Below are 12,602 nucleotides of genomic sequence, written 5' to 3'. Positions count from 1 at the left end.
TATTATCAACTATGAAGTTCTTTTATTCTTTGCTAGTTAAAAAAATGAGCCCGAACTCTGGATTTGTAATACTTCCTTAAGTCTTGTATTTACAAAAGAACTTGAGAAAATTTTGACTGTAAAGCTGAGATGTTTCCGGCTTTGTTAAACCGGAAACATTATTTCACTAATACCTCTATTTTCCGTTTTCAAAAACTGAACAAAAGACAAAATCTTCAGTAGAAGGGCCACTTTGATTTACTAAAATTACAAAACTTTCAGTCATCTCATTCCAAATTCCGTAATCCAAAACACAATCATAATTAAAGTATCCCTCAACGATACTTACTGGTGTGGAAAGTGGAGGTAAAATACCTAATAAATCTGCAATTACCATTCCACTAGCATTAACTACTCCACTAAGTCCATCATTAAGCAAAACATTAATAGTATTGCTAGTAGCATTAACTACAATTATATCTCTGAGACCATCAAGGTTAATATCTGCAACCACTAAATCTTTTGGTAATATTCCTACATTTGTGTTAACACTTATTCCATAATTTCCTTGGTTATCACCTATGTATATGGAAAGCACTCCCAATACTTCGTCCAAAACAATTAAATCAGGAAATCCATCTTGATTAAAATCTTTCAAATATATATTACCAATTGGTAAACTGTTAAGGGCTATTGAAGGATTCTCATACCCACCTAACCCATCATCAAGAACTTTGTAGGCCGCTCCTGAAATTCCTTTAATAATAAAGTCAAGAATGCCATTTCTATTTATATCCTCTGTTAAAAGTTGAATAGGGTTAGACATTAGAGCAAGCTCGATAGTTAACGGTGTTCCAAAATTACCAATTCCATCTCCATGGAGAATTGCAACGCGGGCATTTACAAGTCCAAATATTGTTACTGCGATGTCAATAAATCCATCATTATCAAAATCACCAATATTCAAATCAGTTGTCGTTTCAAGAGGTTGCAGTCCTACATTAATTGTAGCAGGAGCTTCAAATCCCCCAACTCCATTATTTAATAAACTAAAAACACTCCCGTTTGAATCAATCACAATTACATCGATTAAATTGTCAGTGTTTATATCATATGTATCAATTTGAACAGGTAGATTCAATAAATTCAAATTGACAAGAACTGTTGAAGTTAGAGAACCGGCTCCATCGCCGAAATTAATCTGTAGTTGATTTGAGGAACTTAAAAGGCTTAATAAATCATTATTTCCATCGCCATTGAAATCGGTTGTAAATTGATTCTTATGAGCGTAAGAGAAGTTTGAAAGCGTAATAAAAAACGTAAGAAAAACAAAAAGTTTATGCAGTGAATTTACCATGTCAGTATACTCCTTAGTCGTGGTTAACAAATGGGTTCGTGTATACTAATAGCACATAAAAATATGAAATACAACATAGAACTACAATTAAATAATTCTTGTATTAGGAAATCATATAAATAACCTTTCAGAATTTAATGGTGTCAATTTTTTGTATTTTTTTGAAACTTTGGCTAGGAAGGTGTGAAAGGGAGTCAGCCTAGAAGCAAGCCCCATACTTCAGCATCAACCCATTGTCCTTGAAGCTTAAAATTTTCTCTGAAATGAGCTTCTTTTTCCATTCCCAGTTTTCGCATGATTCCAGAAGATGCGGTGTTTTCAGCAACGCAGCAAGCGATGATTTTGTGGGGTTTGATTTGGGTTTTGATGAAGTCAAGTAGGCTTTTAGCAGCTTCGGTGGCAAAGCCTTTGCCGTGATATTTGTGATCCAAACGCCAACCGATTTCTATGGTATCGTTTTCGAGAGACTCATATCTGAGACAAACTAATCCGATGTATTCGCCTGTTTCCAGAAGCCTCAGTGAAACAGCGGCCCAGTCTTGGTTTGCTCCTGTCCAGTCTTGAGCGATTTTTTCTGTTCTCTCACGAGTTTTATCCAGAGGTAACGGGTCACGAATGTATTTCATCAGTCCCGCATCCATTTCATGGGCGACGTTGAACTCAATTTCATCAGCACCGAATTTATGCAACCGCAGACGTTGGCTTGTCATTTCAATATTATTGACAAGATTGATAATATTTTCCGGTGCTGACTTGATTTCTTCAGTCATTAATCTCTTGGTTTGCGGCCTGCACGTTTACGATCGCTTTCTGTTAAAAGTTTTTTCCTTATTCTAATGGATTCCGGTGTGACCTCAACCAATTCGTCATCTTCGATAAACTCCATGGCTTGTTCGAGGGATAATTGAATTGGCGGTGATAATATTAGAGCATCGTCTTTTCCGGCGGCACGAATATTAGTTAGCTGTTTACCTTTGGTAGGATTCACCGTTAAATCATTGCTACGAGAATTCAAGCCAATAACTTGTCCTTCATAAACATCAACATTGGCATCAATCAGTAATCGGCCACTGTTTTGTAATGTAAAAAGTGCATAAGCTAAAGCCTTGCCTTGAGAGTTGGAAATCAACACACCATTTTTACGGCCACTGACCATATTGTCGAATTTCGGTGCGTAGTGGTCATAAATATGAGTCATAATTCCTGTTCCTGATGTCAAAGTTTTGAATTCACTTTGGAAACCAATCAACCCACGAGCTGGCGCATGAAAGTTCATGCGAACTCGACCGGAAGCATCGGGTTGCATATCTTTCATCACAGCTTTGCGTTCCAGAAGTTTTTCCATCACAGAACCTTGGTGTTCGGATTCGACATCCACCATCAAATCTTCAATCGGCTCACAAATTTGTCCGTCAATTTCACGGAATATCACTTCAGGGCGTGAAATGGCGATTTCAAACCCTTCACGGCGCATAGTTTCAACAAGCACAGAAAGGTGCAATTCACCACGACCGGAGACTTTGTATTTATCAGCATCATCGGTGGATTCCACTCGTAATGCCACATTATAGGTCGCTTCGAGTTCCAATCTGTCTTTGATTTGTCTGGAAGTTAGAAACTTACCTTCCTTTCCGGCAAATGGTGAGCTGTTCACACAGAAAAGCATGGAAATAGTTGGTCTGTCCACAGTTAAAGGAGCTAAGGCTTCGGCATTATCTCTTTCACAAATAGTTTCAGAAATTCCCAGATTTTCAATTCCTGAAATAGCAACAATATCACCGGCAGAGGCTTCGTTCACTTCCACTCTTTCCAAGCCTTTAAAACCAAAAATTTTTAATACTCTGCCATTTCTGTTATTTCCGTCTTTATCAACAATAGTGACCTGTGTGTTGGTTTTAATATGTCCCCGTTTGATACGACCAATTCCTATCAAACCTAAAAAGCTGTTGTAATCCAATGTGGTGACTTGCATTTGGAACGGCTTGTCAATTTCCACATCCGGAGCGTGCACCTTGTCAACGATGGTTTGAAATAACGGAGTCATGTCGCCATCACGAGCCTCTTCATCCAGATTGGCATAACCGTTAAGAGCGGACGCATAAACAATCGAGAAGTCTAACTGTTCATCAGTTGCACCTAAAGAATCAAATAAGTCAAAGGTTTGTTCCATCACCCAGTCTAATCGAGCACCATCACGATCCACTTTGTTTATCACAACAATAGGTTTAAAGCCCATTTCAAAGGCTTTGGATGTTACAAAACGAGTTTGTGGCATTGGTCCGTCAACCGCATCAACCAAAAGTAAAACTGAATCAACCATGCTCAAAACACGTTCCACTTCTCCACCAAAGTCAGCGTGACCCGGAGTGTCAACGATGTTGATTTTGTATTTCTCGCCTTTGGAGTCTGTCCAGTGAATGGTCGTGGTTTTAGATAGGATTGTGATTCCTCTTTCTTTTTCCAGTTCGTTTGAATCCATGAGACGATTTGGGTCTTCGGCACGATCGCCTAAAGTTCCGGATTGTTTAATCAATTCATCAACCAAAGTCGTTTTTCCATGGTCAACGTGTGCAATAATTGCAATGTTACGAATATGAGTTGTCACAATTTTTCCTGACGGTGAATAATAAAGGCGGCGATTATACTTTAATTCACGGTAAAGAGGTTGCTAATTAGATGATTTGTAGAATGATATTCAATATTTGAAGTATTTTTTAAAAAATATTTGATAATGTCAATTTAAATAAAAAGGACACCCTAGTGGCGCCCTTTTCAATCTTGCATTATTAGATTTTATTAAATTTCTTGTTTTTTAATAAATTTATGACCAACAAAACCTAATGTTAGAAACATCAAAGTAAGACCTAACCAGTTCAAACTTGGAATAATCGGAGGAGGAAGCATTGTGCCTTCCAGTGAGAACAAGTTATCAAATGGTACACCACCACCAACTCCACATACTGAACCTGCCGGTTGCCATGACGTACATCCAGAACCAAAACCATCACCTGGATTTATCCAATGAGCTAAGTTACCTGAAGTGGTAGTTGTATTGCTCCAAAAGTGTTGACCAGCTACACCAAAATCCATATTGGATTGCATAACTAACCAATATGTACCCGTAGGTAAATCACACGACGTTGGTAAATCAATTCCATAAGACCCTGTTACATCTGTAGAAACAGTAAGCCCACTATAATCACAAACAGCAGTCCCACTTGGAGCACCACCGGCATCAGTCTGGATTGCTACATCAACTGTATTTACAGGACCACCTGCACTATATGTACCTTGTGTATTGACTCTTTGAACAGACCACCCAAATCCGCCAACAACAAAATCATCCGCTCCCCAAGAATCATAAACATCAAATGCAGCTTCGAAATCTTGATCTGGAGCTCCATTTGTTGATACAAGACCTGTGATTTGATCCCATAATACATTCAACGTGCCGGATGGAGTAAATCCATTATTTATACCAACCCCACTTTCGCTTGCTATATCTGCACTGGATGCAGCAACAGAAACAGATAACAATAGTGGAGCAATTGCTTTTGCTAATTTATTTTTTTTCATTATATTTCCTCTAAACAGTCACTAAAATAAACAAATACTCGTGCAACATTATACATTTTTTTTTTACAAGTATTAGATTAATTTGCTTAAATTATTAATTTCTTTAATGAAAAACTTATATTTTTCATACTTTTTCATTGAAGTCGTATAAATTTTTTCTTTGACTTGTCCTGCACTCGCTGTTTTTATACTTCTATGGGTATCGTGAAATTTCTGACAGGGTTCCTCCCATTCAAGTGATAATTGGGTTAAAATATTAATAATTTCACCTTTCAAATTTGTTAATATCCGTTCGTATTCAATTGTGATAATTCGTGTTGGAAATAATGATTTCCAATATTCCATAATATTCTCTTGATAGGTATAATTTTGAAATAGCTCTTCAAGGCTGTAACTATAATCGTGTCCTTGAGTAAACAGTTGTCGGTAACAACTTAAAATTACGTCGTACTTATTTCTGACTGTGTGAATGATTTTTGCGTTCGGATTCGAAAGAAGTATTGCTCCAACAAAATTAAAATTCAAGGGCTGCTTATCCGTAAAAATACGGTTAATTGCGTGGTATTCTTTGGTATTTTCCAGATAAGATTCACCGATTTGATGGAATTGAGACCTGCTGAAATCTTTAAAACCCTCGGGGTAATTCTGTTTTCCAAAATATTTGACTAACTCTGGAATGAAGCTAAGTTCCGATGCACCGAATATTTGTGAGTGCGATGATAGAATTTGTTCAATAAGGGTTGATCCGGATCGAGGCATTCCCACTATAAAAACAGGAGTTATATCTGTAGTCAATCCTGATTGATTTGTTTTGCAAAATTCAGATGTGAATACATTCTTTATTCTTTCTCCATAACCCAACCAGTCAAATGCTATGCGATTGAGTAATTGATATTTTTGACTGTTTGCTTGTTTTAAAAATTCATAGGCTTCGCTATATTTTTCATCTTGCTCCAAATAGTGAGCTTTAGTGAATAACAATTCAATATTGTTTCTAAAATTTCCTTTGAGCATAGATGTGATAATATCTTTTTCACTCTCTGAAAATTTATAGGTTTTAAGATTAGCTAATGCCCAATATATTTCTGGTTGAAAGGGTTGAATTGCCAATGCTTGATGAAAATACTCTATGGATTTATTAATATCACCTTTGTTTTTACAGATAAATCCCAAAGTTGTTAATGAGCCAACATGTGTGGGAGCAATATTGACTGCATTAAGGTAGCAATTTTCTGCTTCATCCCATCTTTCTTCATCACGATATAAATTTCCAAGATTATATTGAACAATTTCATTGTCAGGGTGCTTCAAAATAACTGTTTCAAATAGTTTATGAGCTTTATTATATTTTTTTTGATATTTGTAAAGTGAAGCGAGATTTAAAATTACAGCCATAGAATCTTGATTTAGATTAAATGATTTTAATAATTGCTTCTCTGCTACTAAATATTTTTTTAACTTAAGATAAATGACACCGAGTAATCTTGGAATTTCTGAATTTTGCGGATACTTTTTTTCGAGTTTGAGTAATTTTTGTTTAGCTTGGTCAAATTTTTTACTATTAATCAACGATGCGATTTTATCTAGCATTTGTATTTCATATTGACTATAGGAGTAATTCATTTAATTTATTACATGAGATATTAAATCAAAATCGAAACCACGGCGATAGAGATAGTTTTGGCGTTTCATTTTCTCTTTAAAGTCTGCAATTGGGGTTTCGCGATATTTTTTCATATAGACATACTCTACGATTTGGTAAAAGTCTAACCCGTCTTGTTGGAGTGCGTTTTTGGCTTGGTTTTCGGTGATGCCTTTGAGTTTCAACTCCATAGAAATTTTCAAAGGTCCGTAACCTTTTTGAGCCCGGCTTCGACAATAGATTTCAGCAAATCTGTCATCGTTGAGGTAGTTGTTTTCCAGACATTCTTTAATGACTATTTGAATGCTTTCAGGTTCATATCCTTTGTTACTGAGTTTGTCGGTTAGTTCTTTGACAGAATGTTCCCGCATAGATAGAGAAGCCAAAGCAGAGGCTCTGGCTTTCTCTAAGTCAGTTCTGACTGTGAAATTATTCTTGCTCAACTTCCTGAGGGGGTTGTTTGCGTTTTGGCATCATAGCTTCACGAATTTTTTCTTCAACTTCATTGGCAATTTCAGGGTTATCTTGTAAGTACATTTTGGCGTTTTCCTTACCCTGTCCGATGCGGTTGTCACCATACGAATACCAGGAACCGGATTTGTTAATCAGGTTATGTGCCACACCTAAATCAATAATTTCTCCAAGGCGGGAAATTCCTTCGCCATAAACTATTTCAAATTCCACTTGTTTGAATGGAGGAGCCATTTTGTTTTTAACAACTTTCACTCTGGTATCGTTACCAAGAATTTCATCTCCTTTTTTAATCGCACCGATACGTCTGATATCCAAACGAACCGAAGCGTAGAATTTCAAAGCATTACCACCGGTTGTTGTTTCGGGGCTTCCGAACATCACACCAATTTTCATACGAATCTGGTTAATGAATATCACCATGCAGTTGGTGCGTTTGATGTTTCCTGTCAGTTTTCTCAGTGCTTGTGACATAAGACGAGCTTGTAAGCCCATGTGTGAATCACCCATATCACCTTCAATTTCAGCTTTTGGCGTTAATGCTGCAACCGAGTCAATAACCACCAAATCCACCGCACCGGAACGAACCAGCATATCGCAGATTTCCAGAGCTTGTTCACCGGTATCCGGTTGAGAAATCAGTAATTCATTAATGTTCACACCGAGTTTTTCTGCATAGGATGGATCAAGTGCATGTTCTGCATCCACGAATGCTGCCGTTCCCCCGGCTTTTTGGCATTCAGCAATCGCATGCAATGTTAATGTGGTCTTACCACTGGATTCCGGTCCGTAAATTTCTATCACTCTTCCTCTGGGTAATCCGCCAATCCCCAATGCGGCATCCAAACCAATTGAACCCGTTGAATAAACATCGGCTTTCATGGCAGATTGATCTCCTAAACGCATCACTGATCCTTTGCCGAATTGTTTTTCAATCTGGCTTAAAGCAGCTGATAACGCTTTCTTTTTGTTTTCATCCATATTTAGCTCCAAAATTCTCGCTGTGTCTGTTTTCATTATTAGCCTCGTATTATAGTATGAAGATGTCGATTACAATATATAAAAATTCCTAAATTTTTGTAGGAAAAATCGGATGCTTGCAATATTAGGCTGTGTCATTCTCAAAACTTGAGAATTAGAAAATTATTTTTAATTTTTTAAACATACCATACTTGATTGGTCATTTGACAATCAATCGAGTCCAAAATCATGTGGATAATCAAACCGATTCCTAACAGTCGTGTTTTTGGAATCAGGCAGGCAATTGCGTAGATTGCAATTGGAATGAAACGATGCAAAGGATGAAATCCGATACTGCATCTCAAAGGATCATAGATTGGCGTCGCCAGCAAATGATCCAAATCGACTATCATTGTTGCTGCCATAATCAAAAAAGCAAACTTCCATCTTTTTGGAAAAAAGATAATACTAATCGCTAAGGGAACAATAAAATGCAGGGAAATATGCAGCAATTGTTTATCCGATAATCAGCAAACAAGCGACATTTCTGTCCTCAGCCATCAGTACATTGAAAGTTCTGACAGCAGATTTGTTGGTCATTACCTCTAATCCGACATTGTTTTGAGCAAGTGGTTGTAACAAATCGACTTGAGGAAATTGATGGACTAAACCCGAACCCAAAATAATAATTTCGGGCCGGTTTGAGAGTAAATATTCAATATGAGTTGATGACAGTTGCTCAATTGATTTCAGTTGTAAGTCTGTCATCACGGTATTACTGTTAATGATACAGCTTTCCTGAATCGTGTTTCCATTGACAACAATTTCATCACTAGTTGCCGATGAAATAATGTTTAAACTATTTTCGGTGTTCTCAACCAGTTTCATAGTTAGATTTCGTATTGAGGATTTTTCGGGTTTCTGCGAAAGATGGTTAATGTCTGACCGATGGTGTGAATTTGTTCAGAATTGGTTTGATTGACAATTTCACTGATGAATTGATTTCGGGTTTCTCGGTCGGTTCGGATTTTGATTTTGATGAGTTCGTGCTTGTCCAAAGCAATGTCAATTTCATTCATGACATTTTCGGTAAGTCCTTTATCTGCAACCATCACCACAGGCTTGATATTGTGGCTGATTCCGCGTAAATATTTAATCGCATTTTTATTCATTAGTGCTTTTTGTTATTATCTCGTTATGTTAATGTTGCATTTTAACAGTCTGTTGGGACATGGCAAGAAGTAAGAGTTCAAATAACTGGTTGCGTGAACATTTTGATGATTATTGGGTCAAAATGTCGCAAGAACACGGATACCGAGCACGATCGGCATTCAAACTGGAAGAATTGCACGAGAAAGATCAATTATTGAGTGGAATCAATAGTGTTGTTGATTTGGGTTGTGCTCCCGGTGGTTGGTGTCAGGTTGCTCGTAAACTGGCTCCGGCAGGAACACGCGTCATTGGTCTGGATATTCTTCCGGTTGAACCTATTGAAGGAGTGGAAATTATACAAGGAGACTTTCGTGATGATGAGGTTTTACAACAACTTTTAAATGTCATTGATTCTGAAAAAATAGATCTTGTGTTATCCGATATAGCCCCAAACTTAAGTGGAGTGTTCGCCATAGATCAACCTAAAATAATGTATCTGGCAGAACTGGCACTGGACTTTTGTCATCAATGTCTCAGACAAGGTGGTAATTACGCAGTGAAGTTGTTTCAGGGAGAAGGTTTTGACGAATATCTGAAACAACTCAAACAGGATTTTAAAATAGTCGTCATGAGAAAACCAAAGGCATCCAGAGCGAGAAGTCGCGAAGTTTATGCGGTTGCCAAAGGTTTTAGAGGTTAATTTAACTTAGGAAATTGCTTTGAATAACGTAACAAAAAACATAGTTCTCTGGATTGTTGTGCTGATGGTTCTGTTATCAGTCTTTAATACCGTTGTGCATAATTCGGAAAGATCGTCAGAGGTCTCTTATACTGATTTTTACGATAAGTTGAATGATGGTCAGATACAATCCGTTGTTGTGGATGATAAGACTGGTGTCCATAAGGTGATTACAGCTCAGTTGATGAATGGTGAAAAAATAACAGTTAATGCGCCTAAAGATGACAAACTGATTGATGACCTTATCAAGAAAAATGTAGATGCTACTTATCTGCCATTTCAGGAAGAAAGTGTTTTCTTCAGATTGCTGGAAACCATTCTGCCAATTTTGTTGTTAGTTGGTTTGTGGTTTTTCATTATGCGTCAAATGCAAGGCGGCGGTGGAAAAGGAGGAGCCATGAGCTTTGGTAAATCCAAGGCCAAACTTCTCAGCGAAGACCAAATAAAAGTAACCTTCGCTGATGTTGCCGGTGTGGAAGAAGCCAAGGAAGAAGTCGGAGAAATTGTTGATTTCCTTAGAGATCCGGGGAAATTTCAGAAACTCGGTGGTCATATCCCTCGCGGTGTATTAATGGTTGGCTCGCCCGGAACCGGTAAAACTTTACTAGCAAAAGCTATTGCCGGCGAGGCAAAAGTTCCTTTCTTTACAATTTCAGGTTCTGATTTCGTTGAAATGTTTGTTGGTGTCGGTGCATCGCGTGTGCGTGACATGTTTGATCAGGCGAAGAAAAATGCTCCGTGTATCATTTTTATTGACGAAATTGATGCGGTGGGTCGTCAGCGTGGAGCCGGAATGGGCGGCGGACATGACGAAAGAGAACAAACATTAAATCAGTTATTGGTTGAAATGGATGGTTTTGAAGGCAATGAAGGGGTTATTGTAATCGCTGCAACCAACAGACCGGATGTATTGGATAAAGCCTTATTGCGCCCGGGTCGTTTCGATCGTCAGGTGGTTGTACCATTACCGGATATTTTGGGACGTGAGGCGATTCTGAAAGTTCACATGAAAAAAGTTCCTTTGGCAGATGATGTCAAACCGAAAATGCTGGCGAGAGGAACTCCGGGATTTTCAGGTGCTGATTTGGCAAATTTGGTGAATGAAGCAGCATTATTTGCAGCCCGTGAAAATGCCAAAATTGTAACAATGGAAAACTTCGAAAAAGCCAAAGACAAAATCATGATGGGTGCGGAACGCAAGTCCATGGTGATGGATGAACATGATCGCAAAGTGACCGCGTATCATGAAGCCGGACACGCAATTGTTGGATATTTGTCACCAGAACATAATCCAATTTATAAAGTGACAATTATTCCTCGCGGAAGAGCTCTAGGTGTAACAATGTCGATGCCTGTGAAAGACGAAGTTTCAATCACAAAAACTAAACTGGAGTCACAAATTGCCATGGCTTATGGCGGACGAATTGCTGAGGAATTACTTGGAGGTCCTGAAGCTATTTCCACAGGAGCTTCGAGTGATATTCAACATGCGACCAATATTGCCAGAAACATGGTCACTAAATGGGGTTTTGGAGAAGGGCTCGGACCATTGCTTTATTCCGAAGATGAGGGTGAAGTTTTCCTCGGTCGTCAGGTTACTCAGCATAAAAATGTATCAGATGCGACTGCGAAATTGATTGATGATGCCATCAAGAAAATCATTGATGATAATTATGGTAAAGCAACTAAAATTTTGCAGGATAATATTGATAAACTTCACACCATGTCTGAGGCGTTGATGAAATATGAAACGCTGAACAGCGAACAAGTTGTTGAAATCATGGAAGGCAAAGAAATTACACCTCCGGACGGATGGGACGATGATGATACTTCAGTCAATCCAAAATCCAAAAACAAGGAAGAAAAGAAATCCGGCAAGGATAATATTGGTGGTGAAGCCACTTCAAGTTAATCAATGACTGGAAATTTTAAAGTTATGGGGGTCATTAATGTGACCCCCGATTCGTTTTCAGATGGTGGTTTATTTTATCAAACCGACAATGCCATCAAACAAGCACACATTCTTATCAAACAGGGAGCTGATATAATTGATGTCGGTGGTGAATCAACCAGACCCGGAGCTAAAGAAATTTCGGTAGATGAAGAAATATCCCGAGTCATTCCGGTTATCGAAAAACTCAGACAAACCAATAAATCCATTACAATTTCAATTGACACCAGCAAAGCAAATGTTATGGAAGAAGCGATAAAAGCCGGTGCTGACTTTATTAATGATGTCAACGCTTTGCTTTCTCCCGGAACATTAGAAGTTGCAGCTGAATATGATGTTCCTGTCTGTTTGATGCACAAACAAGGAATGCCGCAAACCATGCAACACAATCCTCGTTATCAGGATGTTGTGGCAGAAGTTATGAGTTTCTTAGAAGCGAGAATTGAGGCTTGCCAGAAAGCAGGAATCCGTTCAAAAAATATTATTATTGATCCGGGTATCGGCTTTGGAAAAACATTGGAGCATAATCTTGCTTTACTTAAAAACATCAAACAGCTAAAATCTTTGGGTTATCCATTATTGATTGGTGTTTCCAGAAAAACCATGATTGGTCAGATTCTTGATGTTGAAGTTGGTGAACGAATTTACGGAAGTTTAGCCATTGCTCAGTTCGCATACATGCAAGGAGCCGATATATTCAGAGTTCATGATGTTAAAGCAACGGTTGATGTGCTGAAAATGGCCAAAGCATTGATGGACTAAATTTATAAATCAA

Annotated in this window: 13 protein-coding genes; 3 read left to right on the top strand and 10 right to left on the bottom strand. The window is 38.1% G+C overall.

What is annotated here, in order from left to right; translation table 11 throughout:
• Positions 1-175: 175 nt before the first annotated feature.
• From R3F25_12350 to R3F25_12305, 10 genes are all read right to left on the bottom strand, one after another.
• Positions 176-1,336, bottom strand: a complete 1,161-nt coding sequence (locus R3F25_12350) for a VCBS repeat-containing protein (GenBank protein ID MEZ5497592.1) — start codon at positions 1,334-1,336, stop codon at positions 176-178.
• Between the two features lie 194 nt (positions 1,337-1,530).
• Positions 1,531-2,106: a GNAT family protein gene (locus tag R3F25_12345; protein MEZ5497591.1), complete on the bottom strand. Its 576-nt coding sequence runs from the start codon at positions 2,104-2,106 to the stop codon at positions 1,531-1,533.
• Positions 2,106-3,941: a translational GTPase TypA gene (typA, locus tag R3F25_12340; GenBank protein ID MEZ5497590.1), complete on the bottom strand. Its 1,836-nt coding sequence runs from the start codon at positions 3,939-3,941 to the stop codon at positions 2,106-2,108. Before typA ends, R3F25_12345 begins: the two co-directional genes overlap by 1 nt.
• Positions 3,942-4,132: 191 nt before the next feature.
• Positions 4,133-4,912, bottom strand: a complete 780-nt coding sequence (locus tag R3F25_12335; protein ID MEZ5497589.1) for a hypothetical protein — start codon at positions 4,910-4,912, stop codon at positions 4,133-4,135.
• 72 nt (positions 4,913-4,984) lie between these two features.
• Entirely contained in the window at positions 4,985-6,502 is a 1,518-nt protein-coding gene (locus tag R3F25_12330) for a sulfotransferase (protein MEZ5497588.1), read from the bottom strand.
• A 33-nt stretch (positions 6,503-6,535) separates the two neighbouring features.
• The gene (locus tag R3F25_12325) at positions 6,536-6,997 is read right to left on the bottom strand and encodes a regulatory protein RecX (GenBank protein MEZ5497587.1); all 462 of its coding nucleotides are present in this window, start codon (positions 6,995-6,997) and stop codon (positions 6,536-6,538) included.
• Positions 6,984-8,006, bottom strand: a complete 1,023-nt coding sequence (gene recA / locus R3F25_12320) for a recombinase RecA (GenBank protein MEZ5497586.1) — start codon at positions 8,004-8,006, stop codon at positions 6,984-6,986. Before recA ends, R3F25_12325 begins: the two co-directional genes overlap by 14 nt.
• 176 nt (positions 8,007-8,182) lie before the next feature.
• Positions 8,183-8,497, bottom strand: coding sequence for a DUF6122 family protein (locus R3F25_12315; GenBank protein ID MEZ5497585.1), 315 nt, complete (start codon positions 8,495-8,497; stop codon positions 8,183-8,185).
• A 4-nt stretch (positions 8,498-8,501) separates the two neighbouring features.
• Positions 8,502-8,873 carry an MTH938/NDUFAF3 family protein gene (locus tag R3F25_12310; GenBank protein ID MEZ5497584.1) on the bottom strand — a complete coding sequence of 124 codons (372 nt, stop codon included), beginning with the start codon at positions 8,871-8,873 and terminating at the stop codon, positions 8,502-8,504.
• Positions 8,874-8,875: 2 nt separating this feature from the next.
• Positions 8,876-9,157, bottom strand: a complete 282-nt coding sequence (locus R3F25_12305; protein MEZ5497583.1) for a YhbY family RNA-binding protein — start codon at positions 9,155-9,157, stop codon at positions 8,876-8,878.
• Between the two features lie 59 nt (positions 9,158-9,216).
• Here R3F25_12305 and rlmE point away from each other — a divergent pair, with 59 nt between their 5' ends.
• The 3 genes from rlmE to folP are packed head-to-tail and all read left to right on the top strand — an operon-like array spanning position 9,217 to position 12,589.
• Positions 9,217-9,837 carry a 23S rRNA (uridine(2552)-2'-O)-methyltransferase RlmE gene (rlmE, locus tag R3F25_12300; protein MEZ5497582.1) on the top strand — a complete coding sequence of 207 codons (621 nt, stop codon included), beginning with the start codon at positions 9,217-9,219 and terminating at the stop codon, positions 9,835-9,837.
• Positions 9,838-9,856: 19 nt separating this feature from the next.
• Positions 9,857-11,788, top strand: a complete 1,932-nt coding sequence (ftsH, locus tag R3F25_12295; protein MEZ5497581.1) for an ATP-dependent zinc metalloprotease FtsH — start codon at positions 9,857-9,859, stop codon at positions 11,786-11,788.
• Positions 11,789-11,791: 3 nt separating this feature from the next.
• The gene (gene folP, locus R3F25_12290) at positions 11,792-12,589 is read left to right on the top strand and encodes a dihydropteroate synthase (protein ID MEZ5497580.1); all 798 of its coding nucleotides are present in this window, start codon (positions 11,792-11,794) and stop codon (positions 12,587-12,589) included.
• Positions 12,590-12,602 lie beyond the last annotated feature (13 nt).

The organism is Gammaproteobacteria bacterium (assembly GCA_041395445.1).
Taxonomy (GTDB): domain Bacteria; phylum Pseudomonadota; class Gammaproteobacteria; order Xanthomonadales; family Marinicellaceae; genus NORP309.
Note: the sequence above shows the minus strand (reverse complement) of the source record. Positions and strands in the feature narration are given on the sequence as shown.